Below are 25,723 nucleotides of genomic sequence, written 5' to 3'. Positions count from 1 at the left end.
CGGCGGGCCGACGGGAAACTTCCCGTCGGCCCGCCGCTTTGTCGCTGCATGAGATGTCGGTGGCACCCGATAGCCTGCACAAACAGACGAGCGAAGGGAGGGGCGTCGTGCGGGTCCTCGGAGTCGACCCGGGTCTGACCCGGTGCGGTGTCGGCGTCGTCGAAGGTGTCGCGGGCCGGCCGCTCACCATGCGCGGCGTGGGTGTCGTACGGACGCCTGCGGACGCGGAGTTGGGCCACCGCCTCGTCGCCGTCGAGCAGGGCATCGAGCAGTGGCTGGACGAGCACGAGCCCGAATTCGTCGCGGTGGAGCGGGTGTTCAGCCAGCACAATGTGCGCACGGTGATGGGCACCGCCCAGGCCAGCGCCGTCGCGATGCTGTGCGCGGCCCGCCGCGGCATCCCGGTCGCCCTGCACACCCCGAGCGAGGTCAAGGCGGCCGTGACGGGCAGCGGCCGGGCCGACAAGGCCCAGGTCGGCGCCATGGTCACACGCCTCCTCCGGCTCGACGCCCCGCCCAAGCCGGCCGACGCCGCCGACGCCCTGGCCCTCGCCATCTGCCACATCTGGCGCGCCCCTGCGAAGAACCGCCTGCAGGAGGCCGCCGCACAGAACCGACTGCAGCAGGCCGTCGCCGAGCAGCGCCTCAAGCAGGCCGCCGCCGAGACCCGGCTCAAGCAAGCCGCCGCGCTGCACGCATCGAAAGGCCGGACCACATGATCGCTTTCGTCAGCGGCCCCGTCGCCGCCCTGGCCCCGGACGCCGCGGTGGTCGAGGTGGGCGGGATCGGCATGGCGGTGCAGTGCACCCCGAACACCCTGTCCGCCCTGCGCATCGGCCAGCAGACCAAGCTCGCCACGTCCTTGGTCGTACGGGAGGACTCCCTCACTCTGTACGGCTTCGCGGACGACGACGAGCGCCAGACCTTCGAGCTGCTGCAGACCGCGAGCGGGGTCGGACCGCGCCTCGCGCAGGCCATGCTCGCCGTGCACTCGCCGGACGCGCTCCGCCGTGCCGTCTCGACCGGGGACGAAAAGGCGCTGACCGCCGTCCCCGGCATCGGCAAGAAGGGCGCGCAGAAGCTGCTGCTCGAACTGAAGGACCGCCTCGGCGCACCGCTCGGCACCGGCGCCACGGTCGGCGCGCAGGCCACGGCCTCCTGGAAGGACCAGCTGCATGCCGCCCTGATCGGCCTCGGCTACGCGACCCGTGAGGCCGACGAGGCCGTCACCGCGGTGGCCCCGCAGGCCGAGGCGATGGATGGCACCCCGCAGGTGGGCCCGCTCCTGAAGGCCGCCCTGCAGACCCTCAACCGCACGCGCTGACCCGCGCCATCCCGTACAGCCGCACCCTCTGCACCCCTATCCCGTACATCCGCCATCCCGTACATCCGCATCGCGACGACGAACTGACGAGGCACTCCACCGTGAACTGGGACGACACCGCACAGCCGGCCGACGACAGCACAGGCCGGCTGGTCGGATCCGCCGCGGACGGCGAGGACCAGGCCGTCGAGGCGGCCCTGCGCCCCAAGTCCCTGGCCGAGTTCGTCGGCCAGGAGCGGGTGCGCGAGCAGCTCGACCTCGTCCTCAAGGCGGCCCGCCAGCGCGGCGCCACCGCCGACCACGTGCTGCTCTCCGGGGCCCCCGGCCTCGGCAAGACGACGCTGTCGATGATCATCGCCGCCGAGATGGAGGCGCCGATCCGCATCACCAGCGGCCCCGCCATCCAGCACGCGGGCGACCTCGCCGCGATCCTCTCCTCGCTCCAGGAGGGCGAGGTCCTCTTCCTCGACGAGATCCACCGCATGTCGCGGCCCGCCGAAGAGATGCTCTACATGGCGATGGAGGATTTCCGCGTCGACGTGATCGTCGGTAAGGGCCCCGGCGCCACCGCGATCCCGCTCGAACTCCCGCCGTTCACGCTGGTCGGCGCCACCACGCGCGCGGGCCTGCTGCCGCCGCCGCTGCGCGACCGCTTCGGCTTCACCGCGCACATGGAGTTCTACGAGCCCGCCGAGCTGGAGCGCGTCATCCACCGCTCGGCCGACCTGCTCGATGTGCACATCGACACGGACGGCGCCGCCGAGATCGCCGGGCGCTCGCGCGGCACGCCCCGTATCGCCAACCGTCTCCTCCGCCGCGTCCGGGACTACGCGCAGGTCAAGGCCGACGGCCGGATCACCCAGGAGATCGCGGCGGCCGCGCTGGGGGTGTACGAGGTGGACGCCCGCGGGCTCGACCGGCTCGACCGGGCCGTGCTCGAAGCGCTGCTCAAGCTGTTCGGCGGCGGGCCTGTCGGCTTGTCGACGCTGTCGGTCGCGGTGGGGGAGGAGCGCGAGACCGTCGAGGAGGTGGCCGAGCCCTTCCTCGTACGGGAAGGACTGCTCGCCCGTACGCCGCGGGGCCGCGTCGCCACTCCCGCCGCGTGGGCGCATCTGGGATTGACGGCACCGCAGAGTTTCGGAGCCTCCGGATCCGGACAAGGTGACCTGTTCGGGGCGTGACGGCCAGGGTGCTCGCTCGGCATGGAACCCCGGTGCCATGCTGAGCGTTGTTCCATCCGTGCGGACTCGCTTAGACTCCGCCGATGCCGCCCTTGCAGGCGGTGTGCCCACCCCCATCCAGTAGGCCGTTCTTCTGCGCGGTCGTGCGAAGGAAACCCGTTCCCGTGAATATCTTGAGCCTCCTTCCGTTCATCTTGATCATCGGGGTCATGTTCCTGATGACCCGTTCTGCCAAGAAGAAGCAGCAGCAGGCGGTCGAGATGCGCAACCAGATGCAGCCCGGCACGGGTGTCCGCACGATCGGGGGCATGTACGCCGTCGTCAAGGAAGTCGGCGACGACACCGCCACGCTCGAGGTCGCCCCGGGCGTCCACGCGATCTACGCGAAGAACGCGATCGGCGCCGTCCTCGACGACGAGGAGTACAACCGCATCGTCCACGGCATCACCGCCGAGGACGTCAAGGTCGACGAGGTTCCGGACGACGCCTCCTCCCTGACCCAGGCCGACGAGCCCGCCGTCAGCTCCGACGACTCGCCCATCGACCTCGGCAAGAAGGCCGCCGACGCCGACGCCGAGCCGAAGAAGACCGACGGCGAGGGCGACACGAAGTAGTCACGGCAGGGGAGCGCGCGGCGCACAGGCGCCGCGCGCTCCCCGGACCGCGCTTCGTGTGGTCTCTCGACACCACTTCATGGCCGCCAAGGGTCCGCTGACCGGCTTCGAGCCGGCTGCCCGGGCGGTTGGACAGGGAGAAACGAAAAGGTGGCAGCACCGAATAAGGCCAGGAGGCAGAGCGGCCAGCCCAAGCCGGGACGCGCTCTGGCCCTGATCGTGATCATCATGGTGGCGCTCACCGGGGGGATGTTCCTGTCCGGGCACACCACCCCGCGTCTGGGCATCGACCTCGCGGGCGGCACGAGCATCACGCTCGAGGCCAAGAACGAGCCGGGCGCGAAGAACGCGATCAACCCGACCAATATGAACACCGCGGTCAACATCATCGAGCGCCGTGTCAATGGTCTGGGTGTCTCCGAGGCCGAGGTCCAGACCCAGGGCGATCGCAACATCATCGTCAACATCCCCAAGGGGACGAACGAGGAGCAGGCCCGCGAGCAGGTCGGCACGACCGCTCAGCTCTACTTCCGCCCGGTGCTGAACCTGGCGGCCGGCGACCCGAAGGCCGACCCCGCCACCTCGCCGTCCGCGACGCCCTCCGCCTCCGGGAGCGGCAAGGACGACAAGGACAAGGACGGCAAGGACAAGGCCAAGGAGAACGACGAGAAGGCCACGCCTTCCTCGAGCTCCAGCTCCACCCCGCAGGGCCGCGCCGTCTCCGACGCCCTGAAGGACACCACCCCGTCGCCCTCGGCCAGCACCTCCGACGACCCGAAGGCCTCGCCGAGCGCGAGCCCGAGCGCCAGTGAGTCGAAGGACCCCGCGGCTTCCGCGCTCGAGGCCAAGTTCGCCGCGCTCGACTGCACCGACCAGAAGCAGCGCACCAAGGTCGCCGAGGGCACCAAGCCCACCGACTCGATCGTGGCCTGCGGCAAGAACAACATCGGCCAGTGGGAGAAGTACATCCTGGGCCCGGCCGCGGTGGACGGCAAGGACGTCGACGAGGCCAAGGCCGAGATCGACCAGCAGCAGGGCATCTGGAAGGTCACGATGGACTTCACCGACGGTGGGTCCAAGAAGTTCGCGAAGATCACCGGTGAGCTGTCCAAGCAGCAGCCCCCGCTGAACCAGTTCGCGATCGTGCTCGACAACGACGTGGTCTCCGCGCCGACCGTCAACCAGACCCTCAGCGCCAACGCCGAGATCACCGGCTCCTTCACGCAGGACTCCGCCACCGAGCTGGCGAACATGCTGAGCTACGGCTCCCTGCCCCTGACCTTCCACGAGCAGAGCGTCGACACCGTCACCGCCGCGCTCGGCGGCGAGCAGCTGGAGGCCGGTCTGATCGCCGGCGCCATCGGTCTCGCCCTGGTCGTCATCTACCTGGTGGTCTACTACCGGGGCCTGTCGATCATCGCGCTGCTCTCGCTCGCGGCCTCGGCGATCCTCACGTACACGATCATGGCGCTGCTCGGCCCGGCCATCGGCTTCGCGCTGAATCTGCCGGCCGTCTGCGGTGCGATCGTGGCCATCGGTATCACCGCCGACTCGTTCATCGTGTTCTTCGAGCGCATCCGCGACGAGGTGCGCGAGGGCCGCACCATCCAGCCGGCCGTCGAGCGTGCCTGGCCGCGTGCGCGGCGCACCATCCTGGTCTCCGACTTCGTGTCGTTCCTGGCCGCCGCGGTGCTGTTCATCGTCACCGTCGGCAAGGTGCAGGGCTTCGCGTTCACGCTCGGTCTGACCACGCTGCTCGACGTCGTCGTGGTGTTCCTGTTCACCAAGCCGCTGATGACGATCCTGGCGCGCAAGAAGTTCTTCCGCAGCGGCCACCCGTGGTCGGGCCTCGACCCCAAGCGTCTGGGCGCCAAGCCCCCGCTGCGCCGCTCCCGCCGTACCGCCGCCCCCGCCGGTACCGTCGACCCGAAGGAGGCCTGAGATGTCGAAGCTCGGCAACCTCGGCGCCCGCCTCTACCGCGGCGAAGTCGGCTACGACTTCATCGGCAAGCGGTTCATCTGGTACGGCGTCTCGGTCCTGATCACCATCACGGCCATCGTGGCCCTCGCGGTGCAGGGCCTCAACATGGGCATCGAGTTCAAGGGCGGCGCGGTCTTCAATACGCCGTCGACCCCGGTGTCGGTCGCGAAGATCACGGACGCCGCGGAAGAGGCCTCGGGGCACCAGGCCATCGTCCAGAAGCTGGGTGACGGCAAGGCGCGCGTCCAGATCGCGGGCGTGGACGTCAAGAAGTCCGCCGAGATCAAGGAGGCGCTCTCCGAGGAGCTCGGCGTCCCGGCCAAGGACATCAACGCCGAACTCGTCGGCCCCAGCTGGGGCGAGCAGATCGCCCAGAAGGCCTGGACCGGCTGCATCGTCTTCATGATCCTGTGCGTGATCTACCTGGCGATCGCCTTCGAGTGGCGCATGGCGCTCGCGGCCCTGGTCGCCCTGATCCACGACATCACGATCACGGTCGGCATCTACTCGCTCGTCGGCTTCGAGGTCACCCCGGGCACCGTGATCGGTCTGCTCACGATCCTCGGTTACTCGCTCTACGACACGGTCGTCGTCTTCGACTCCCTCAAGGAGGGCTCGAAGGACATCACGAAGCAGACCCGCTTCACGTACAGCGAGATGGCCAACAAGTCGATCAACTCCACGCTGGTCCGCTCCATCAACACCACCGTCGTGGCGCTGCTCCCGGTCGCGGGTCTGCTGTTCATCGGCGGCGGTGTCCTGGGCGCCGGCATGCTGAACGACATCTCGCTCTCGCTGTTCGTGGGTCTCGCCGCCGGTGCGTACTCCTCGATCTTCATCGCCACGCCGCTCGTCGCCGACCTCAAGGAGCGCGAGCCGCAGATGAAGCTCCTGAAGAAGCGGGTGCTCGCCAAGCGCGCCGCGGCCGCCGCCAAGAGCGAGTCCACCGGTCAGCCGGTGGACGCCGACGACATCGAGGACGAGGTGCCCGCGGACGCGGCCCCGGCCGTCGTCGGCCAGCGCGGCGGCGCCGCCCGTACGCAGCCCTCGGCGCGCTCGCGCGGCAAGGGCCGTCCCTCGGGGAAGCGCCGATGACCGAGGCACGCGAGCTGCTGCTCAGCCGCATCCGCGACGTTCCGGACTATCCGCAGCCCGGAGTGGTGTTCAAGGACATCACGCCGCTGCTCGCGGACCCGGCCGCCTTCACGGTGCTCACGGACGAGCTCGCCCAGCTGTGCGTACGGCACGGGGCGACGAAGATCGTCGGCCTGGAGGCGCGGGGCTTCATCCTCGCGGCCCCGGTCGCGATCCGCGCCGGCCTGGGCTTCATCCCCGTACGCAAGGCGGGCAAGCTCCCCGGAGCCACGCTGAAGCAGGCGTACGACCTGGAGTACGGCAGCGCCGAGATCGAGGTGCATGCCGAGGACCTGTGCGCGGGCGACCGCGTCATGGTCATCGACGACGTCCTCGCCACCGGCGGCACGGCGGAGGCCTCGCTGCACCTGGTGCGCCGGGCCGGCGCCGAGGTCGCGGGCGTGGCCGTCCTGATGGAGCTCGGTTTCCTGGGCGGCAGGGCCCGCCTGGAGCCGGCCCTCGAGGGCGCCCCGCTGGACGCCGTGCTGGTCGTTTGACCCAGCTGTCACCCTGGTGAGGGCGGGTTCCGGAAGCCTCCGGGACCCGCCCTCACGGCTTTCCTACAAGCCTTGTCCCCGCGTGCGTACGAGTCCTCTCACGACCTGCGGCGGACCTGGGCGTGAACCGTCGGGCACGAGCGGACGGCCAAGGATCGATACCATGGCAGTCCGGACCTGAACGGGGGGCCGGATTCTGCATGAGGAGCGCTCTTGCCAGACGAGGCCCGACAGCCACTCACCGCCGCGAAGTCCGAGGCAGACAAGTCTGCCGACCCGAAGGCCGCGGCGGCCGCTGCCCTGCCCGCCAAGAGCGACCCGGCGGCCGAAAAGCACCACCCCAAGCCCGCGCCCCCCGAGCGGTCCGCGGCGCCCCCGATGCGCCCGGCCGGGGCCACCCCCTCGCGCTCGGCCTCGCCCACCCCGCCCGGCGGCTCCCGGTCGAACTCCTCGTCCAACCGCGTCCGCGCCCGCCTCGCCCGCCTCGGTGTGCAGCGCTCCAACCCGTACAACCCGGTCCTGGAGCCCCTGCTGCGGATAGTGCGCAGCAATGACCCCAAGATCGAGACCTCCACGCTCCGCCAGATCGAGCGCGCCTACCAGGTCGCCGAGCGCTGGCACCGCGGCCAGAAGCGCAAGAGCGGCGACCCGTACATCACGCACCCGCTCGCCGTGACCACCATCCTCGCCGAGCTCGGCATGGACCCGGCCACGCTGATGGCCGGGCTGCTGCACGACACCGTCGAGGACACCGAGTACGGCCTGGACACCCTGCGCCGCGACTTCGGCGACCAGGTCGCGCTGCTCGTCGACGGCGTCACCAAGCTCGACAAGGTCAAGTTCGGCGAGGCGGCGCAGGCCGAGACCGTGCGCAAGATGGTCGTCGCCATGGCGAAGGACCCCCGCGTCCTGGTGATCAAGCTCGCCGACCGCCTGCACAACATGCGCACGATGCGCTACCTCAAGCGCGAGAAGCAGGAGAAGAAGGCCCGCGAGACGCTGGAGATCTACGCTCCGCTCGCCCACCGCCTGGGCATGAACACCATCAAGTGGGAGCTGGAGGACCTCGCCTTCGCGATCCTCTACCCCAAGATGTACGACGAGATCGTGCGCCTCGTCGCCGAGCGGGCCCCCAAGCGCGACGAGTACCTGGCCATAGTGACCGACGAGGTCCAGGCCGACCTGCGCGCGGCCCGTATCAAGGCCACCGTCACCGGCCGGCCGAAGCACTACTACAGCGTCTACCAGAAGATGATCGTGCGAGGTCGCGACTTCGCCGAGATCTACGACCTGGTGGGTATCCGCGTCCTTGTCGACACCGTCCGGGACTGCTACGCGGCGCTCGGCACCGTGCACGCGCGATGGAATCCGGTCCCCGGCCGGTTCAAGGACTACATCGCGATGCCCAAGTTCAACATGTACCAGTCGCTGCACACGACGGTGATCGGCCCCAGCGGCAAGCCGGTTGAGCTGCAGATCCGCACGTTCGACATGCACCGCCGCGCCGAGTACGGCATCGCCGCGCACTGGAAGTACAAGCAGGAGGCCGTCGCCGGCGCCTCCAAGGTGCGCACCGACGTACCGAAGAAGGGCGGCGGCAAGGACGACCACCTCAACGACATGGCGTGGCTGCGCCAGTTGCTCGACTGGCAGAAGGAGACCGAGGACCCCAGCGAGTTCCTCGAGTCGCTCCGCTTCGACCTGTCGCGCAACGAGGTGTTCGTCTTCACGCCGAAGGGCGACGTGATAGCGCTCCCGGCGAGCGCCACCCCCGTCGACTTCGCGTACGCCGTGCACACCGAGGTCGGCCACCGGACCATAGGAGCACGGGTCAACGGGCGCCTCGTCCCGCTCGAATCCACCCTGGACAACGGCGACTTGGTGGAGGTCTTCACCTCCAAGGCGGCCGGCGCGGGCCCGTCCCGCGACTGGCTCGGCTTCGTCAAGTCGCCGCGGGCGCGCAACAAGATCCGCGCGTGGTTCTCCAAGGAGCGCCGCGACGAGGCGATCGAGCAGGGCAAGGAAGCCATCGTCCGCGCGATGCGCAAGCAGAACCTGCCGATCCAGCGGATCCTGACCGGCGACTCGCTCGTGACGCTCGCGCACGAGATGCGCTACCCGGACATCTCCTCGCTGTACGCGGCGATCGGCGAGGGCCATGTGGCCGCGCAGAACGTCGTACAGAAGCTGGTCCAGGCCCTCGGCGGCGAGGACGCGGCCAACGAGGACATCGCCGAGACCGCCCCGCCGACCCGCGGCCGCTCCAAGCGCCGCTCCAGCGCCGACCCCGGCGTGGTGGTCAAGGGCGTGGACGACGTCTGGGTCAAGCTCGCGCGCTGCTGCACGCCCGTGCCCGGCGACCCGATCATGGGCTTCGTGACGCGCGGCAGCGGGGTCTCGGTGCACCGCAAGGACTGCGTCAACGTGGACTCGCTCTCGCAGCAGCCCGAGCGCATCCTCGAGGTCGAATGGGCGCCCACGCAGTCCTCGGTCTTCCTGGTCGCCATCCAGGTCGAGGCCCTCGACCGCTCGCGCCTGCTCTCGGACGTCACGCGCGTCCTGTCCGACCAGCACGTCAACATCCTGTCCGCGGCCGTGCAGACCTCCCGCGACCGGGTGGCCACCTCGCGCTTCACCTTCGAGATGGGCGACCCCAAGCACCTCGGTCACGTACTGAAGGCGGTACGGGGCGTGGAGGGCGTGTACGACGTGTACCGCGTGACCTCGGCGCGCAGGCCGTAACGGCGCGGGCTCTGCCGCCTGCCGTACGAGCGGCCTGAACTCCGGCCATACGAAAGGGGCTTGCGTACGTCACGTACGCAAGCCCCTTCGCCGTCATCCGACGAGCTCTCAGCCGCCGAACTCCTCGAGCCCCTTCAGCGCCTGGTCGAGCAGCGCCTGGCGGCCGTCCAGCTCCTTCTGGAGCTTGTCGGCCTTGGCGTTGTTGCCCGCCGCACGCGCCGCCTCGACCTGGCCCTTCAGCTTGTCCACCGCGGCCTGCAGCTGACCGGTCAGACCCGCGGCACGCGCACGCGCCTCCGGGTTGGTCCGGCGCCACTCCGCCTCCTCGGCGTCCTGGAGGGCGCGCTCCACGGCGTGCATGCGGCCCTCGACCTTCGGCCGGGCGTCGCGCGGGACGTGACCGATGGCCTCCCAGCGCTCGTTGATGGAGCGGAACGCGGCGCGGGCCGCCTTCAGGTCCGAGATCGGCAGGAGCTTCTCGGCCTCGTCGGCCAGCTCCTCCTTCAGCTTCAGGTTCTCGCCCTGCTCCGCGTCGCGCTCGGCGAAGACCGCGCTGCGGGCCGTGAAGAACACGTCCTGGGCGCCGCGGAAGCGGTTCCACAGGTCGTCCTCGTGCTCGCGCTGGGCGCGGCCCGCGGCCTTCCACTCGGTCATCAGCTCGCGGTAGCGGGCCGCGGTCGGACCCCAGTCCGTCGAGTTCGACAGCGACTCGGCCTCGGCGACCAGCTTCTCCTTGGCCTTGCGGGCCTCCTCGCGCTGCGCGTCGAGCGCCGCGAAGTGGGCCTTGCGGCGCTTGGAGAAGGCGGACCGGGCGTGCGAGAAGCGGTGCCACAGCTCGTCGTCGGACTTGCGGTCCAGACGCGGCAGACCCTTCCAGGTGTCCACCAGGGCCCGCAGCCGCTCACCGGCATGGCGCCACTGCTCGCTCTGCGCCAGCTCCTCGGCCTCGACGACCAGGGCTTCCTTGGCGTGCCGCGCCTCGTCGGTCTGCTTGGCCTTCTGGGCCTTGCGCTCCTCGCGGCGCGACTCGACGGACGCGACCAGCTTGTCGAGCCGCTTGCCGAGGGCCTCCAGATCACCCACGGCGTGGGCGTCCGTGACCTGCTCGCGCAGATGCTCGATGGCCGTCATCGCGTCCTTGGCCGACAGATCCGTCGTCTGCACCCGGCGCTCGAGGAGGCCGATCTCGACGACGAGGCCCTCGTACTTGCGCTTGAAGTAGGCCAGCGCCTCATCCGGCGAGCCGGCCTGCCACGATCCGACGACTCGCTCACTGCCGTCGGCCGTACGCACGTACACGGTCCCCGCCTCGTCGACGCGGCCCCACGGGTCGCTGCTCACAGCGCCTCCTCCACATGATGCTCAGCCGGGCTCCCGGGCCCGGGGCATCGTCCACAGTTTCCTCAGGGCCGCCGCGGACGGCGCCCTGCACAACGCCAACATAGGCGACGAGCAGGGCGGCTGTCCGCATCCAGCGCTACGTAATCCCGTGGGATCAGCTCTTCTTTACCGTCGCCTTTTCGAGGGTGACGGCCTTCTTCGGGGCGCCGTCGCCCGGGCTCTGGCTGCCCTCGGCGACGCCGGCCTTGCCGACCTTCTCGACGAGCTTGAGACCAGCCTCGTCCATCTCGCCGAACGGGGTGTACGCGGGCGGGAGCTTGGAGTCCTTGTAGACCAGGAAGAACTGGCTGCCGCCGGTGTTCGGGCCCGCGTTGGCCATCGCGACCGTGCCCGCCGGGTAGGTCACCGAGCCGTCCTTGCCCGCCTTGCCCAGGCCGTCCAGGTTCTCGTCCGGGATCGAGTAGCCCGGGCCGCCCGCGCCGGTGCCCTCGGGGTCGCCGCACTGCAGGACGTAGATGCCCTGCGTGGTGAGCCGGTGGCACTTGGTGTTGTCGAAGTAGCCCTTGTCGGCGAGGTGCTTGAAGGAGTTGACCGTCTCCGGGGTCTTCGCCGCGTCCATGGCGATGGAGATGTCACCCTCGTTGGTCTTGATGTCGAAGGTGTACTTGGCCTTCTTGTCGATGGCCATCTTCGGGGCCGGCGACTCCTTGGGCGTGGGCTGCTCGGACGGCGTGGAGCCCGCGGCGGTGTCCGTCTTGTCGCTCTTGCCGTCGCCTTTGAAGGCGCCGGCCGCCCAGGCGCCGCCGCCGGCCGCGAGCACGACCACGAGGGTGGACGCGATGATCGCGTTGCGCTGCCTGGTCTTGCGCCGTGCCGCCTCGCGTCGCTGCTGCTGGCGCAGGAACTTCTCCCGCGCGAGCTGCTTCCGCCGCTGTTCGCTGCTGACCACCGGGTCTCTCCTCGTACGTCTTGATCTGCCAGGCCGAAGCCCGGGTCCGAAGCCTGCCCGTACCGTATATGGGTTCGCTGTGTGCCGAGCCGCGCCGGTACGCTTTGATCCGCAGCCGTTGTACGGCTCCCACCTGCAGCTGCTGGATTCATCCGGATTCTTCGGAATTCCGGCCCTTCCGCGGCTTGCCGCCTCTTCCGTCGGACCGAAGGTAAGGACGATCGTGCTGATTGCCGGGTTCCCCGCCGGGGCCTGGGGGACCAACTGCTACCTGGTCGCCCCCGCCGCAGGCGAGGAGTGCGTGATCATCGACCCGGGCCACCAGGCCACCGAAGGCGTCGAGGAAGCGCTCAAGAAGCATCGACTCAAGCCCGTCGCCGTCGTCCTCACCCACGGCCACATCGACCATGTCGCCTCGGTGGTGCCGGTCTGCGGGGCCAACGACGTCCCGGCCTGGATCCACCCCGCCGACCGCTTCATGATGAGCGACCCGGAGAAGGCCCTCGGCCGGTCCTTCGGCGCCCAGCTCATGGGCGAGCTGACCGTGGGGGAGCCCGCCGACGTCAAGGAGCTCCACGACGGCGCGAAGCTGGAGCTTGCCGGTCTGGAGCTGACCGTCTCGCATGCGCCCGGCCATACGAAGGGGTCGGTGACCTTCGGGCTGCCCGAGGCGGAGGACATCCCTCCGATCCTGTTCTCGGGCGACCTGCTCTTCGCCGGCTCCATCGGACGCACCGACTTCCCCGGTGGATCCATGGACGAGATGCTCGAGTCGCTGGCCCGCGTGGTCCTGCCCCTCGACGACTCGACCGTGGTCCTTCCCGGGCACAACCAGCAGACGACCATCGGCCGCGAGCGCGCCACCAACCCGTATCTGCGGCAGGTGGCCGCCGGCCTCGGGAGCCCCGAAGCTCCCCGACGAGGAATGTGACGAGACTCTTCCCGTGAGCACTTTTCAGGCCCCCAAGGGCACGTACGACCTGCTGCCGCCGAGCTCCGCGACGTATCTGGCGGTGCGCGAGGCCATCGCGGCCCCGCTGAGGAACTCCGGCTACGGCTATGTCGAGACGCCCGGTTTCGAGAACGTCGAGCTGTTCGCGCGTGGTGTCGGTGAGTCCACCGACATCGTGACCAAGGAGATGTACGCCTTCGAGACCAAGGGCGGCGACAAGCTCGCGCTGCGTCCCGAGGGCACCGCGTCCGTGCTGCGCGCGGCCCTGGAGGCCAACCTGCACAAGGCGGGCAACCTGCCGGTCAAGCTCTGGTACTCGGGCTCGTACTACCGCTACGAGCGCCCGCAGAAGGGCCGCTACCGCCACTTCTCGCAGGTCGGTGCCGAGGCCATCGGTGCCGAGGACCCGGCGCTCGACGCCGAGTTGATCATCCTGGCCGACCAGGCCTACCGCTCGCTGGGCCTCAGGAACTTCCGCATTCTGCTGAACTCGCTGGGCGACAAGGAGTGCCGCCCCGTCTACCGGGCGGCGCTGCAGGACTTCCTGCGCTCCCTCGACCTGGACGAGGAGACGCTGCGCCGCGCCGAGATCAACCCGCTGCGGGTGCTCGACGACAAGCGCGCCGACGTGCAGAAGCAGCTGGCGGACGCACCGCTGATGCCGGACTACCTGTGCGAGGCCTGCAAGGCGTACCACAAGGAAGTGCGCGAGCTCCTGGACGCCGCAGGTGTGGTCTACGAGGACGACGCGAAGCTGGTGCGCGGCCTCGACTACTACACCCGCACCACCTTCGAGTTCGTGCACGACGGCCTCGGCTCGCAGTCCGCGGTGGGCGGCGGCGGCCGGTACGACGGTCTGTCCGAGATGATCGGCGGCCCCTCGCTGCCGTCCGTCGGCTGGGCGCTCGGCGTGGACCGTACGGTCCTGGCGCTCGAGGCGGAGGGCGTGGACCTCCAACTGCCCGCCACCACCAGCGTGTTCGCGGTGCCGCTCGGCGAGGAGGCCCGCCGGGTGCTCTTCGGCAAGGTCACCGAGCTGCGCAAGGCCGGCATCGCCACGGACTTCTCGTTCGGCGGCAAGGGGCTCAAGGGCGCGATGAAGAACGCGAACCGTTCGGGTGCGCGCTTCACGCTCGTCGCCGGTGAGCGCGACCTCGCCGAAGGCGTGGTGCAGCTCAAGGACATGGAGTCCGGTGAGCAGGGGCCCGTCGCCCTGGACGCGATCGTCTCCACGCTCCAGGCCAAGCTCGGCTGACCGGCTGCTGTCGTACGAAGGCCCCGGAGGCATGCCTCCGGGGCCTTCACTGTTCGAGCAGCCCCAGCCGCATCGCGCTCGTCACCGCCGAGGTCCGGTCGTCCACGCCCAACTTGCCGAACGCGCGCAGCAGATGGGTCTTCACCGTGGACTCGCCGATGTGCAGCCGCCGCCCGATCTCCGCGTTGGTGCAGCCCTCGGCGACCAGGCGCAGCACCGCCGTCTCGCGCTCGGACAGCCGGGGCCGCTCGGGGCGGCTGCGCAGCTGGTCCACCAGGCGGGCCGCCACCGAGGGTGCGAGGACGGTCTCGCCGCGGGCCGCCGCCCGTACCGCCTCGGCGAGTTCACCGCGGGCGAGGTCCTTGAGGAGATAGCCGGCCGCGCCCGCCTCCACGGCGCGCAGGATGTCGCGGTCCGTCTCGTACGTGGTGAGCACGATCACGCGGCAGCTCAGACCGGCCGCGGCCATCCGCTCGATGGACTCCACGCCACCGCCGCCGGGCATCCGCAGGTCCATCAGGACGATGTCCGGGGTCAGTTGAGCCGTCAGGGCCTCGGCCTGCGGGCCGCTGGCGGCCTCGGCCACCACGTCGAGGTCGGGCTCCGCACTGAGCATGGCGCGCAGGCCCTCGCGGACGACGGGGTGGTCGTCGGCCAGCAGGATCCGGATCATTCCGCGCTCCTCGACAGCGGGGCCGGGCGATTGTTCTGCACAAGCGGTGCTGGCGATGGCGGGGGCTGTGGAGGCGCGGCCCGTCGTGGCGCTTCCGCCGGCCGTACGGAACAGGGCACCGGCAGCCGTACGGTCACCCGCGTCCCCTCGCCCGGCCGCCCCGTCACCTCCACCGTGCCATGCACCTCGGCCGCCCGCGCCCGCAGGCCCCGCAGCCCGTAGCCCTCGTGCGGCGCGGACGGGTCGAAACCGCGGCCGAAGTCCCGTACCTCCAAGGTCAGAGCCTCCTCGTCGTAGCCGAGCCGCACCTCGGCCCCGGCGTCCGGGCCCGCGTGCTTGCGTACGTTGCTGAGCGCCTCCTGGCAGGAGCGCAGGGCCACCACCTCGATCCAGGGCGGCAGTTCCCGCGCCCGGCCGGTCACCGCGAACGCGGCGTGGTGGCGCGCCGCGAGCCGGCCCAGCGCATCCGGCAGCGAACCGCCGTCGTCCAGGTCGGCGGGGGCACGGCCCGCGACCAGGGCGCGGGCCTCCGCCAGGTTCTCGCGCGCGGTCTGCTCCATGAGCGCCAAGTGCCGCCGCGCGCCCGGCCGGTCGTGCTCCAGCTCGGACTCCACGGCCTGCACCAGCATCAGCAGACTGGTGAACCCCTGGGCGAGGGTGTCGTGGATCTCGCGCGACATCCGCTCGCGTTCGGCCAGGGCGCCGCGCTCGGCGGAGAGCCGGGCGATCTCCTCGCGGTTGGCGTCGAGTTCGGCGATCAACGCGGCCCGGTCCCGGCTCTGCTCGATCACCCGCAGGATCCAGCTTCCGGTCATCAGGGAGAACACCAGCGTGACCATCCCGGACACCGCGTTGGCGTAGAGCACCGACGGCTCGGGCCGCCAGACCGCGGCCCAGCCCGCCACCGGCACGATGCTCACAGCGGCCGCGCACTGCAGCGCACGGCGGCGGCTGAGCAGCATGAAGCACTGGGGCACGAGGCCGAAGGTGGCGAGCCGCCCCTCGGGAGCGGCCCAGGCCACGGCCGAGAACACCGCCACGACCGGCACCAGATACCGCAGGCCCGCCCGGTCGTCGGCGCGCTCCGTGTGCATCAGCGGCCGGCCGGCGGCCACGTACCACGGCACGAGCAGCGCGAGCAGGCAGCAGGCGCCGATACGGACGGCGCTCGGCGCGCCGGACTCCGCGCCGAGCACGAAGGCCAGGGTGCCGGCCCACACGACGGCGAAGTACCCGTCCCAGCCGGACCACAGCCGCTCGAAGACATGCGAGTCCCGCGGCCCGTCGCCCTCGCTCAGCCCTCGCCCCGGCTCTTCCACCGGAAGGTCCCCAGACACAGCAGCAATCCTCCGATGCACCAGGCGCCGAGCACCAGAGCGGTGCGTCCGTACTCCCAACTGCCCGCCGATTCCAGGATCTTGGCGGACTCGGGCAGGAACACCCCGCGCAGGCCCTGGCACATCCACTTCAGCGGGAAGAGCGCGCCGATGTTCAGCATCCAGCCCGGCAGCGTGTCGATGGCGATGTAGACACCGGAGATGAACTGCAGCACGAGGAAGGGCAGGACGACCACCGAGGAGGCGCTGCGCGCGGACTTCGGCACGCTGCTGATCGCGATGCCGAGCAGGGCGCAGCCGGTCAGGCCGAGCAGGAACACCCAGCCGAAGGTCAGCCAGTCGGCCGCGTCCGCCGGCAGCTCGATGTCGTAGAACACCGTCCCCACGACCAGCAGGGCGACCGTCTCCAGGGCCCCGGTGACGAGGACCAGCCAGATCTTGCCGAGGAAGTACGCGCTCGGCGGCATCGGGGTGCCGCGCAGCCGGCGCAGCACCTTCTCGTCGCGTTCGATCGCGATGGACAGGCCCAGGGACTGGAAGCTGGTGGACATGATGCCCGCGGCGATCATGGCGGGCACGTACAGCTGCGAGGCCGTGATGCCGGCGCCTTCCACGTCGTCGCTGAAGATCGAGGCGAAGAGGAAGAGGATGACGATGGGGAAGGCGAAGGTGAACACCACCTGCTCGCGCTGCCGGAAGAACTGCCGTAATTCCAGGGCGCCTTGATGCAGCCCGAGACTCCATGCGCCGGGCAGCCGCTCGCTCGTGGCCCGGCGGGCGGGCAGGTCCGTCGTCGTCATCGCGCGCTCTCCTGTCCGGTGAGCCGGAGGTAGACGTCCTCCAGCGTGGGGCGGCTGATGCGCAGGCCGGGGATCTCGCCGTCGTAGCGCCTCATGAGCCCGGCGACGGTACGGGTGGGGGTCGTGGTCCGCTCGCTGCGCGGGCTGCCGTCGGGCTCGGTCCACTCGACGGTGGCCTCGCCGCTGTACGACTCGCGCAGGTGCGCCGGGGTCCCCTCCGCGGCGATCCGGCCGCCCGCGATGACCGCGAGCCGGTCGGCGAGCGCCTCGGCCTCCTCCAGATAGTGCGTGGTGAGCAGGATGGTGGTGCCCTCGGCCGCGAGCTGCCGGATCAGGCTCCAGAACTGCCGGCGCGCGCCCGGGTCGAAGCCGGTGGTCGGCTCGTCGAGCAGCAGCAGCTCGGGCCCGCCGATCACGCCGAGCGCCACATCGAGCCGCCGCCGCTGTCCGCCGGAGAGCGCCTTGATCCGGCTGCCGGCCTTCTCCGCCAGGCCGACGAGTTCGATCACCTCATCCGGCTGACGGGGGTTCGGGTAGTAACGGGAGAAATGCCGCACGGTCTCCCGCACCGTCAACTCGCCGGGCGCCGACTCGTCCTGCCAGACGATGCCGACTTTCCCGCGCCAGGAGCGCGTGGCCGTCGCGGGGTCTTCGCCGAGCACCTCGACCTCGCCCGCGTCCCGTGCGCGGTGGCCCTGGAGGATCTCCACGGTCGTGGACTTCCCGGCGCCATTGGGCCCGAGCAGGCCGAACACCTCGCCGGACCGTATCGACAGATCGACACCGGCTACGGCATCCAGCTGTCCGTATCGCTTGCGCAGTCCCCGTGTCCGGACCGCGAGTTCACCTGTGGTGGCCGTCATGGCACCCAGCGTCCCGCGGGGACGTGCCGCCGGGCACCACCGTCCGTACCGGCCGATGTCCACCGAACGATGGACACACAGCCGCGTACGGCACAATGACCCCGGGCCCCGGCCGGACGGCGAAAGTGACGGAACTGCTGATGAGCAAGACGACCACGGCGAGCACGGATGTCCTCGACGGCCACGACGAGGCGTCGGGCGGACAGCCCGCGCGCAGTGTCGGCGGCAGCCGTGCGCTCGGCATCCTTCTGGTGATCACCGGTCTGGCCGGAGTGCTCGCCGCGTGGGTCATCACCCTCGACAAGTTCAAGCTGCTCGAGGACCCGACCTTCAAGCCCGCGTGCAGCCTCAACCCCGTGGTGTCCTGCGGGAACATCATGAAGAGCGACCAGGCCGAGGTGTTCGGCTTCCCGAACCCGATGCTCGGCCTGGTCACCTACGGCATCGTCGTCTGCGTGGGCATGAGCCTGATCGCCCGCGCCCGCTTCCCGCGCTGGTACTGGCTGACGCTCAACGCCGGCATGCTCTTCGGCGTCGCCTTCTGCACCTGGCTCCAGTACCAGTCGCTCTACACCATCAACTCGCTGTGCCTGTGGTGCTGCCTCGCGTGGGTCGCCACGATCGTCATGTTCTGGTACGTGACCTCGCACAACATCCGCCACGGCCTGCTGCCCGCACCGTCCTGGCTGCGCTCGTTCCTGGACGAGTTCACCTGGGTGCTGCCGGTCCTGCACGTGGGCATCATCGGCATGCTGATCCTGACGCGCTGGTGGGACTTCTGGACCAGCTGAGGCCGGCGGGACTTACGGACCGGCTGGCCTTCTACGCGAGTGCCAGGAACAGTTTCTCCAGTTCCGCCTCTGTGAGCGGTGCCTGCTCGCCGGCCTCGGCCGCGCCCGCGCAGTCCCGCATCCCCGAGGCGATGATCTTGAACCCGGCCCGGTCGAGGGCGCGCGAGACGGCGGCGAGCTGCGTGACCACGTCCTTGCAGTCCCGGCCGTCCTCGATCATCGCGATCACCCCGGCCAGCTGACCCTGGGCGCGGCGCAGCCGGTTGAGCACGGCGGTCCGGCTCTCTTCGTTGACCTGCATCTCGGGATCCTTACGGAGGTTCAGGCGCGCTGGAGGGCTTCGCGTACGGGCGCGAGAGCCGCAGGACGCGGACGGTTGAAGGGCAGCTTGCCGAGCATCACGGCCATGCCGCAGGTGTTGCTCACGCCGGAGTAGACCAGACCGCCCGCGATGCCGGCGGACAGCAGCGCCGCCCACGGAGTGACCAGCGAACCGGCGAGGCCGAGCAGAACCAGCGAGCCGGCCGTGAACCGTACCTGCCGGTCCATGGCCCATACGTTCCGCTCGGGCTGCGCGGCGGTCTCCACCGGCAGACCGGCCGCGCGCCACGCGTCCGTACCGCCGTCGAGTCCGGTGGCCGGAACACCGGCGGCGGCGAGCTGCGCGCAGGCGTTCGCCGAGCGCATCCCGGCCGCGCACACCACGATCAGCTCGCGCCGCGCCGCGGCGGTGCGCAGCTCGCCGAGCAGCTGCGGAAGGCTGTCGAGCGGGAGGTTGAGGGCGCCGGGGACATGGCCGGCCGCGTACTCGCCCGGCCCGCGGACATCGATGATCAGCGTCGTGCCCGCGTCCTTGGCGGCGAGTGCGGCGGGGGTGAGCGTGGGGTTCATGGGGGAGGGCTCCTGGAGGGGTGAGGCGGTGGGGCAGGGGGCGGTCTTTCGAGCGTTACGGAATTCAGGCGGCCGGGGCAGTAGCAGTGGCGGACCGGCCCGCCGCCCAGGTTGCGTACCCGCCATCGAGGTTGACCACCTCGCGGCCGAGTGCGGTGAGCAGCCGCTGGGCGTTGTGCCCGCGCAGACCGACCTGACAGTGGACGATGAGCCGGCCCTCGGGCAGCTCGGCGGCGCGGTCGCGCAGCTCGTCCAGGGGGATGTTCACGGCGCCGGGGATCGACCCGGCGGCGTGCTCGGCGGGGGAGCGGACATCGATGATCGCACCCTCGGCGCCGTCGAGTTCATGCCACTGCACGGTGCGGGCGGTGCCGTCGGCGAGGTTCTCGGCGATCAGGCCCGCCATGTTCACCGGGTCCTTGGCCGAGCCGTACGGCGGGGCGTACGCGAGCTCCAAGTCCGCGAGCTCGGAGACGGTCAGGCCGCCCGCCATGGCCGTGGCGATCACGTCGATGCGCTTGTCGACCCCGTCCGCGCCGACGGCCTGCGCACCGAGGATCCGCTCGTCGCGCGGGTCGAACAGCACCTTGAGCGCGATGGGCGAGGCCCCCGGGTAGTAGCCGGCGTGCGAGCCCGGGTGCAGGTGCAGGGCCTGGTACGGGCGGCCCGCGGCGCGCAGCCGCTTCTCGTTCCAGCCCGTGGCTGCCGCGGTGAGGTCGAAGACCCGCACGATGGCGGTGGAGGTGGCGGCACGGGCCCGTACCGGACGGCCCGTGAGCGCGTCGGCCACGAGGCGGCCGTGCCGGTTGGCGAGGTTGGCCAGCGGGACGAGCACCGGGTCCCCGGTCAGGGCGTCCCGCTTCTCGGCGGCGTCGCCGACCGCGAAGATGTCCGGGTCGCTGGTCCGCTGCGCCTCGTCGACGGCGATGCCGCCGCGCGGCCCGAGCTCCAGACCCGCGGCCACCGCGAGCGAGGTCTCCGGGCGCACGCCGATCGACAACAGGACGAGGTGGGCGGGCAGGGTCCGGCCGTCGGCGAGTTCCACGGTGGAGGGCAGCACCTTGGCGGCCTGCGCGCCGAGCTCGACCCGTACGCCGTGGGCCCGCAGCCGGTCGGCGACCGGGGCGGCCATCTCGGGGTCGAGCGGCGTGAGGACCTGGTCGGCGAGCTCCACGAGCGTCACGTCCAGACCGCGCTCGCGCAGATTCTCCGCGGCCTCGACCCCGATGAACCCGCCGCCGACGACCACGGCGCTGCGCACGTCCTGCGCGAGTGCCTCGGCGATCCGGTCGGCGTCGCTCACGTCGCGCAGCGTGTGGGCGCGCTCGACGCCCGGCAGATCGGGGACAAAGGGGCGCGCGCCGGGGCTCAGGACGATGCGGTCGTACGACTCGGTGTACTCGCGGCCGGTGGCGAGGTCGCGCACCCGGACGGTACGGGCGTCGCGGTCGATCGCCACCGCCTCGTTGTGCACCCGTACGTCGATACGGAAGCGCGCGGCGAGCGATTCGGGGGTCTGCAGGAGCAGGGCGTCGCGCTGCTCGATGGTGCCGCCCAGGTAGTACGGCAGCCCGCAGTTCGCGTAACTGACATGGGCGCCGCGCTCGAGGACCACGATCTCGGCCCGCTCGTCGAGCCGGCGCAGCCGGGTCGCGGCGGACATGCCGCCGGCGACTCCGCCGATGACGATCACCTTCATGCCGTCCTGCTTCATTGCGGTCACTGCTGTCACTCCTGACGCTTCGTGCTCAGTTCATCCCCCTTCCCCGATACCCCCTACCGTATCACTGGATACCCCCGAGGGTATTTACGGGCGCTCGCCGTACGGCGTTGTCGGACCCGTGTCCTAGGGTTGGCGTCGTGGAGCCCGATCTGTTTACCGCCGCCGCCGAAGAGCGCCAGGAGAAGGAGCCGGCCAGTAGTCCGCTGGCGGTGCGGATGCGTCCGCGCACCCTCGACGAAGTCGTGGGCCAGGGACATCTGCTGAAGCCGGGATCGCCGCTGCGGCGCCTGGTCGGGGAGGGCAGCGGCGGCCCCGCGGGCCCCTCGTCCGTGATCCTCTGGGGACCGCCGGGCACCGGGAAGACGACGCTGGCGTACGTGGTCTCCAAGGCCACCAACAAGCGCTTCGTGGAGCTCTCCGCGATCACCGCGGGCGTCAAGGAGGTCCGCGCCGTCATCGAGGGCGCCCGCCGCGCGACCGGGGGCTACGGCAAGGAGACCGTGCTCTTCCTCGACGAGATCCACCGCTTCAGCAAGGCCCAGCAGGACTCCCTGCTGCCCGCCGTGGAGAACCGCTGGGTCACCCTGATCGCGGCCACGACGGAGAACCCGTACTTCTCGGTGATCTCCCCCCTCCTGTCCCGCTCGCTGCTGCTCACGCTCGAACCGCTCACGGACGAGGACCTCAGAGGGCTCCTGGACCGCGCCCTGGCCGAGGAGCGCGGACTCGGCGGCTCGGTCACGCTCGCCGAGGACGCCGCCGACCACCTGCTGCGCATCGCCGGCGGCGACGCCCGCCGCGCGCTCACCGCCCTCGAAGCCGGCGCGGGCGCCGCGCTCGCCAAGAGCGAGCAGGAGATCACCCTGCAGACCCTCGAGGAGTCCGTCGACCGGGCCGCGGTGAAGTACGACCGCGACGGCGACCAGCACTACGACGTGGCCAGCGCCCTCATCAAGTCCATCCGCGGCTCCGACGTGGACGCGGCGCTGCACTACCTCGCGCGGATGATCGAGGCCGGCGAGGACCCCCGGTTCATCGCCCGCCGCCTGATGATCTCCGCCAGCGAGGACATCGGCCTCGCCGACCCCACCGCCCTGTCCACGGCCGTGGCCGCCGCTCAGGCCGTCGCGATGATCGGCTTCCCCGAAGCCGCCCTCACCCTGAGCCACGCCACCATCGCCCTGGCCCTCGCCCCCAAGTCCAATGCGGCCACGCTGGCGATCGGCGCCGCCATGGAGGACGTACGCAAGGGACTTGCCGGACCCGTGCCCCCGCACCTGCGCGACGGGCACTACAAGGGCGCGGCCAAGCTCGGCCACGCGCAGGGCTATGTCTATCCGCACGATGTGCCCGGAGGCATCGCGGCCCAGCAGTACGCGCCCGACGCGATCAAGGGCAAGCGCTACTACCAGCCGACCCGGTACGGGGCCGAGGCGCGGTACGCGGACGTGGTCGACCGCGTCCGCGAGCGCCTGACCGGCGAAAAGAGCGAGCGGGGCGAGCGGGGCGAGAAGAGCACGGAGGGACCGGCCGACGGGCGCTAGCCGCCGCCCGCGCCTACGCTCGGCGGCATGGCGGGCAGCACGGCAGGTCGAGGCGGACGCAGACTCCGTACGCTGCTGCTCGCCGCCTGCGCATCCCTGACGGTGGCCGCGGGCTGCACCCCGCTCCAAGTCGAGCGCGCGGACGGCCGCTTCCACACCGCGTCACCCGAGGCCACGGCCTCCAAGCCGCCCCCGAAGAAATCCCCGACGCCCACCCCCACCCCGTCCCGGACCCTCGCGAGCAAAGGCTTCCCGCCCGACGCGAAGACCGCCCGCGCCCAGCTGGCCGCGCTTCAGGTCGCCTGGGGCAAGAACTGGGAGACGTACAAGCGGGCGGAGTTCGGCGAGACCTGGTCGGACGCCGTGGACGTGCCCGGCGGACGCAACGGCTGCGACACCCGCGACGACGTCCTGCGCCGCGACCTGAAGAACCTCAAGGAGGGCGACCGCAACCCCTGCGTGGTCGTCTCCGGCACGCTCGTCGATCCGTACACGGGCAAGGAACTCCCGTACTACTACCGCCGCGCCTCGCAGATCGAGTCCGACCACATCGTGGCGCTCGGCGCGGCCTGGCGGGCGGGCGCCTGGGCCTGGAGCCCGCAGCAGCGCCTGAACTACGCCAACGACCTCGACGTGCTGCTCGCCACGGACAAAGAGACCAACACCGCCAAGAGCAGCCAGACCCCCGACAAGTGGAAGCCGCCGCGGCAGGCGTACTGGTGCGAGTACGCCCGCCGCTGGACCGGGATCAAGGCCAAGTACAAGCTGACGGTCACCGCCCCGGAGAAGCTGGCCCTCCAGGACATGCTCGCCACCTGCAAATAGCGCCCGCTCGCCCGTACTTCAGCGGTACGGCCGGAATCTTTCAGCGGTACGGCCGGAATCCGGGCCCCGTCGGATGGAGGCCGGTCACGCCCATGACCACCGAATACAGACTGGTCTCCGCCGAGATGAACAGGCGGTTGCGCTTGGCGCCGCCCCAGGTGATGTTCGCGACCGCCTCGGGGACCACGAGCCGCCCGATGAGGGTGCCGTCCGGGTCGTAGCAGTGCACGCCGTCGCCCATCGCAGCCGCCCACAGCCGGCCGCCGTCGTCGAAGCGCAGATTGTCGAAGCGGGCCTGCGGCCGCGCACCGGCCTCGGCGAACACCTTGCCGTCCGACAGCGTCCCGTCCTCGCGCACCTCGAAGACGCGGATGCAGCCCGCCCTCGTGTCGGAGACGAACAGCTGCCGCTCGTCCGCCGAGAAGACCAGACCGTTGGGCGCCCCGAAACAGTCGGCCACCAGGCGGACTTCACCGGTGTCCGGGTCGATCCGGTAGACATTGTTGGCCCCGATCTCGCTCTCGGCCCGGTACCCCTCGTAATCGCTGGTGATCCCGAAGTCCGGGTCCGAGAACCAGACCGAACCGTCGGACTTCACGGCCGCGTCGTTGGGGCTGTTGAGCCGCTTGCCCTGCCAGCGGTCGGCGAGCACCGTGACGGTGCCGTCGTGCTCGGTGCGGGTGATGCGCCGGTTGCCCTGCTCGCAGGTGATCAGCCGGCCCTGCCGGTCGAGGGTGTTGCCGTTGGTGTGCCCGGCGGCGCGCCGGAAGACGCCGACCGCCCCGGTCTCCTCGTCCCAGCGCAGCATCCGGTCGTTGGGGATGTCGCTCCAGACCAGCTGCCGCCAGGCGGGCACGTACACCGGCCCTTCCGCCCAGCGGCACCCGGTGAACAGGACCTCGAGATCCGCGTCCCCGTTCATGCACCGCCCGGTACGGAAGCGCTCGTCGAACATCTCGTACAGCTCAGGACGCTGGTCGCCCATGGACCCTCCCGGTCTCGACCGAGCCGTTCGCCATTGAACGTCATTCGGCTTGATCGGAAGATTGCAGGATGAGGTATGGTCGCGACAAGACATGGCCATACGAAGAGTGGTGGATCACATCGATGGATCAGACCGACCGTGCACTCCTCGCGCGACTCCAGCAGGACGCCACGCAGTCGTACGCGACCCTGGGCGAGGCGGTGGGCCTCTCCGCGGGCGCGGCGCACGAGCGCGTACGGAAGCTGCGGGCGCGCGGCATCATCCGGCGCACCACCGTCGAGGTGGACCCGGCGGCCGTGGGCGGCGGGGTCCTGGCGTACGTGATGGTGGACTCGGCCGCGTGGATGGGGGATTCGGCCGAGGCCTTCGCGGCGATCCCCGAGATCCTGGAGGCGCACATCATCGCCGGCAGCGCCTCGGTCCTGGTCAAGGTCAGAACCGCCACCACCGAGCAACTCCAGGACGTGCTGCGCCGGATCTACGCGATCGAGGGCGTCAGCGGCACCCAGGCCACGGTCGCCCTGGAGACGTTCTTCGAACGCCCTGTGTCGCCGTGCGCGAGCGAGCCGGAGGAGGCTTGAGAGGGCGCCCGACAACGTGAGGGGCGCCCGAAGGACCGGAGGGCGGCTCAGTCCGCGGCAGCCGTGAACAACTGGTGCATCGCCCGCCGCAGATCCGTGACCCCGCGCACCGGCTCCGGGAAATCGAAGCGGGCGTCGAAGCAGCGCCCGTCACCGGTGAACCGGATCCGCAGCCCGAACCGGTCGAGCGCCAGCGGCACCGCGCGCTCGGTGCTCGCGAGCCCGGCCCGCTCGCCGAGCAGCGAACCGAGGAGCCGCACCTGGTCCCCGTGGCCCGCGTGCAGATGCTGAAGCAGCTCGGCCTCGTGCTCGACGAGGGGATCGGCCGCCGCCGCGGCGAAGGCGTCCGGCTCGACCTTCTCCGAGCCCCACAGGTCGTCCACGGAGATCTCGCCGACCTCCAGACGCAGCGCCATCCGGCCGGGCTCGGCCCGTTCCGGCACCTGCGTCAGCCAGCCCGAGAGCCAGGCCCGTCCCCGGATACGGTGGGGGACGGCGACGGGGGCGACGTCCGTGATCTCCAGCACGGCCTGGAGCTCGTCGTCCTGCGCGTGCGTGGCCGCCCGCACCGGCGGGGCATCGGCCGGGAACACAAGCAGCACATCGCCTTCCGGGGTCACCTCGCGGGCGAGCGGCATGAGCAGCTCCTGGGGTGCGCGCACGGACCCGGGGACGAGCAGCACCGCGGAGCATGTACTCTGTACGAGAGTTCGTGTGCGTTCGGCTGCTGACGGCAGTCG

Annotated in this window: 25 protein-coding genes; 14 read left to right on the top strand and 11 right to left on the bottom strand. The window is 70.8% G+C overall.

Annotated elements, in window-relative coordinates:
* Positions 1 to 107: 107 nt before the first annotated feature.
* The 8 genes from ruvC to BLT97_RS10305 all read left to right on the top strand — a co-directional run bounded on the left by ruvC (position 108) and on the right by BLT97_RS10305 (position 9,473).
* Entirely contained in the window at positions 108 to 719 is a 612-nt protein-coding gene (gene ruvC / locus BLT97_RS10340; protein ID WP_245769244.1) for a crossover junction endodeoxyribonuclease RuvC, read from the top strand.
* Entirely contained in the window at positions 716 to 1,324 is a 609-nt protein-coding gene (gene ruvA, locus BLT97_RS10335) for a Holliday junction branch migration protein RuvA (RefSeq protein ID WP_093608521.1), read from the top strand. The genes ruvC and ruvA overlap by 4 nt, the downstream gene beginning before the upstream one ends.
* Positions 1,325 to 1,425: 101 nt before the next feature.
* A complete protein-coding gene (gene ruvB / locus BLT97_RS10330; protein ID WP_093608520.1) occupies positions 1,426 to 2,505 on the top strand; it encodes a Holliday junction branch migration DNA helicase RuvB in 1,080 nt (359 codons plus the stop codon).
* Positions 2,506 to 2,669: 164 nt separating this feature from the next.
* Positions 2,670 to 3,119 (top strand): preprotein translocase subunit YajC, encoded by a 450-nt coding sequence (yajC, locus tag BLT97_RS10325; RefSeq protein ID WP_093608519.1) that lies wholly within the window; start codon positions 2,670 to 2,672, stop codon positions 3,117 to 3,119.
* Between the two features lie 150 nt (positions 3,120 to 3,269).
* A complete protein-coding gene (secD, locus tag BLT97_RS10320; protein WP_093608518.1) occupies positions 3,270 to 5,060 on the top strand; it encodes a protein translocase subunit SecD in 1,791 nt (596 codons plus the stop codon).
* 1 nt (position 5,061) lies between these two features.
* Positions 5,062 to 6,195, top strand: a complete 1,134-nt coding sequence (gene secF / locus BLT97_RS10315; protein ID WP_093608517.1) for a protein translocase subunit SecF — start codon at positions 5,062 to 5,064, stop codon at positions 6,193 to 6,195.
* Entirely contained in the window at positions 6,192 to 6,731 is a 540-nt protein-coding gene (locus tag BLT97_RS10310; RefSeq protein WP_093608516.1) for an adenine phosphoribosyltransferase, read from the top strand. The genes secF and BLT97_RS10310 overlap by 4 nt, the downstream gene beginning before the upstream one ends.
* Positions 6,732 to 6,944: 213 nt before the next feature.
* A complete protein-coding gene (locus BLT97_RS10305; RefSeq protein ID WP_093608515.1) occupies positions 6,945 to 9,473 on the top strand; it encodes a RelA/SpoT family protein in 2,529 nt (842 codons plus the stop codon).
* Between the two features lie 108 nt (positions 9,474 to 9,581).
* Here BLT97_RS10305 and BLT97_RS10300 read toward each other — a convergent pair whose 3' ends face one another.
* Both BLT97_RS10300 and BLT97_RS10295 read right to left on the bottom strand, forming a co-directional pair.
* The gene (locus BLT97_RS10300) at positions 9,582 to 10,814 is read right to left on the bottom strand and encodes a DUF349 domain-containing protein (RefSeq protein ID WP_093608514.1); all 1,233 of its coding nucleotides are present in this window, start codon (positions 10,812 to 10,814) and stop codon (positions 9,582 to 9,584) included.
* A gap of 154 nt (positions 10,815 to 10,968) precedes the next feature.
* Positions 10,969 to 11,763, bottom strand: coding sequence for a peptidylprolyl isomerase (locus tag BLT97_RS10295; RefSeq protein WP_093608513.1), 795 nt, complete (start codon positions 11,761 to 11,763; stop codon positions 10,969 to 10,971).
* 223 nt (positions 11,764 to 11,986) lie between these two features.
* Here BLT97_RS10295 and BLT97_RS10290 point away from each other — a divergent pair, with 223 nt between their 5' ends.
* Both BLT97_RS10290 and hisS read left to right on the top strand, forming a co-directional pair.
* Entirely contained in the window at positions 11,987 to 12,694 is a 708-nt protein-coding gene (locus tag BLT97_RS10290; protein WP_093608512.1) for an MBL fold metallo-hydrolase, read from the top strand.
* A gap of 13 nt (positions 12,695 to 12,707) precedes the next feature.
* Positions 12,708 to 13,970, top strand: a complete 1,263-nt coding sequence (hisS, locus tag BLT97_RS10285) for a histidine--tRNA ligase (protein ID WP_093608511.1) — start codon at positions 12,708 to 12,710, stop codon at positions 13,968 to 13,970.
* Positions 13,971 to 14,016: 46 nt separating this feature from the next.
* On the opposite strand, the gene BLT97_RS10280 is transcribed toward hisS, so the two are convergent.
* From BLT97_RS10280 to BLT97_RS10265, 4 genes are read right to left on the bottom strand one after another with little or no spacing between them, the layout of a single operon-like run.
* A complete protein-coding gene (locus tag BLT97_RS10280; RefSeq protein ID WP_093608510.1) occupies positions 14,017 to 14,643 on the bottom strand; it encodes a response regulator in 627 nt (208 codons plus the stop codon).
* Positions 14,640 to 15,980 carry a sensor histidine kinase gene (locus BLT97_RS10275; RefSeq protein WP_093608509.1) on the bottom strand — a complete coding sequence of 447 codons (1,341 nt, stop codon included), beginning with the start codon at positions 15,978 to 15,980 and terminating at the stop codon, positions 14,640 to 14,642. The genes BLT97_RS10280 and BLT97_RS10275 overlap by 4 nt, the downstream gene beginning before the upstream one ends.
* Positions 15,938 to 16,780 carry an ABC transporter permease gene (locus BLT97_RS10270; protein WP_093608508.1) on the bottom strand — a complete coding sequence of 281 codons (843 nt, stop codon included), beginning with the start codon at positions 16,778 to 16,780 and terminating at the stop codon, positions 15,938 to 15,940. Before BLT97_RS10270 ends, BLT97_RS10275 begins: the two co-directional genes overlap by 43 nt.
* Positions 16,777 to 17,643: an ABC transporter ATP-binding protein gene (locus BLT97_RS10265; protein WP_093608507.1), complete on the bottom strand. Its 867-nt coding sequence runs from the start codon at positions 17,641 to 17,643 to the stop codon at positions 16,777 to 16,779. The genes BLT97_RS10270 and BLT97_RS10265 overlap by 4 nt, the downstream gene beginning before the upstream one ends.
* 140 nt (positions 17,644 to 17,783) lie before the next feature.
* Here BLT97_RS10265 and BLT97_RS10260 point away from each other — a divergent pair, with 140 nt between their 5' ends.
* Positions 17,784 to 18,434, top strand: a complete 651-nt coding sequence (locus BLT97_RS10260) for a vitamin K epoxide reductase family protein (protein ID WP_093609026.1) — start codon at positions 17,784 to 17,786, stop codon at positions 18,432 to 18,434.
* Positions 18,435 to 18,465: 31 nt separating this feature from the next.
* Here BLT97_RS10260 and BLT97_RS10255 read toward each other — a convergent pair whose 3' ends face one another.
* The 3 genes from BLT97_RS10255 to BLT97_RS10245 form a co-directional block, all read right to left on the bottom strand.
* Positions 18,466 to 18,735 (bottom strand): metal-sensitive transcriptional regulator, encoded by a 270-nt coding sequence (locus tag BLT97_RS10255; RefSeq protein ID WP_093608506.1) that lies wholly within the window; start codon positions 18,733 to 18,735, stop codon positions 18,466 to 18,468.
* 20 nt (positions 18,736 to 18,755) lie between these two features.
* Positions 18,756 to 19,325 carry a rhodanese-like domain-containing protein gene (locus BLT97_RS10250; protein ID WP_093608505.1) on the bottom strand — a complete coding sequence of 190 codons (570 nt, stop codon included), beginning with the start codon at positions 19,323 to 19,325 and terminating at the stop codon, positions 18,756 to 18,758.
* 64 nt (positions 19,326 to 19,389) lie between these two features.
* Positions 19,390 to 21,039: an FAD-dependent oxidoreductase gene (locus BLT97_RS10245; protein ID WP_245769265.1), complete on the bottom strand. Its 1,650-nt coding sequence runs from the start codon at positions 21,037 to 21,039 to the stop codon at positions 19,390 to 19,392.
* A gap of 146 nt (positions 21,040 to 21,185) precedes the next feature.
* Here BLT97_RS10245 and BLT97_RS10240 point away from each other — a divergent pair, with 146 nt between their 5' ends.
* Together BLT97_RS10240 and BLT97_RS10235 are read left to right on the top strand one after the other, a co-directional pair.
* On the top strand, positions 21,186 to 22,592 hold the full coding sequence (locus tag BLT97_RS10240) for a replication-associated recombination protein A (RefSeq protein WP_093608504.1): 1,407 nt from the start codon (positions 21,186 to 21,188) through the stop codon (positions 22,590 to 22,592).
* Between the two features lie 27 nt (positions 22,593 to 22,619).
* Positions 22,620 to 23,417 (top strand): HNH endonuclease family protein, encoded by a 798-nt coding sequence (locus BLT97_RS10235; protein WP_093608503.1) that lies wholly within the window; start codon positions 22,620 to 22,622, stop codon positions 23,415 to 23,417.
* Positions 23,418 to 23,457: 40 nt separating this feature from the next.
* Here the strand turns inward: BLT97_RS10235 and BLT97_RS10230 are convergent, their stop codons facing one another.
* The gene (locus BLT97_RS10230; RefSeq protein WP_093608502.1) at positions 23,458 to 24,402 is read right to left on the bottom strand and encodes an SMP-30/gluconolactonase/LRE family protein; all 945 of its coding nucleotides are present in this window, start codon (positions 24,400 to 24,402) and stop codon (positions 23,458 to 23,460) included.
* Between the two features lie 122 nt (positions 24,403 to 24,524).
* Between BLT97_RS10230 and BLT97_RS10225 the strand changes: the two genes are divergently transcribed.
* The gene (locus BLT97_RS10225) at positions 24,525 to 24,983 is read left to right on the top strand and encodes an Lrp/AsnC family transcriptional regulator (RefSeq protein WP_093608501.1); all 459 of its coding nucleotides are present in this window, start codon (positions 24,525 to 24,527) and stop codon (positions 24,981 to 24,983) included.
* A gap of 47 nt (positions 24,984 to 25,030) precedes the next feature.
* On the opposite strand, the gene BLT97_RS10220 is transcribed toward BLT97_RS10225, so the two are convergent.
* Complete coding sequence (locus BLT97_RS10220; protein WP_093609022.1) at positions 25,031 to 25,720, bottom strand: DUF2470 domain-containing protein; 690 nt, start codon at positions 25,718 to 25,720, stop codon at positions 25,031 to 25,033.
* Positions 25,721 to 25,723 lie beyond the last annotated feature (3 nt).

This window comes from Streptomyces indicus (assembly GCF_900100315.1).
GTDB classification, from domain to species: domain Bacteria; phylum Actinomycetota; class Actinomycetes; order Streptomycetales; family Streptomycetaceae; genus Streptomyces; species Streptomyces indicus.
This window is presented reverse-complemented; position numbering and strand designations above follow the sequence as displayed.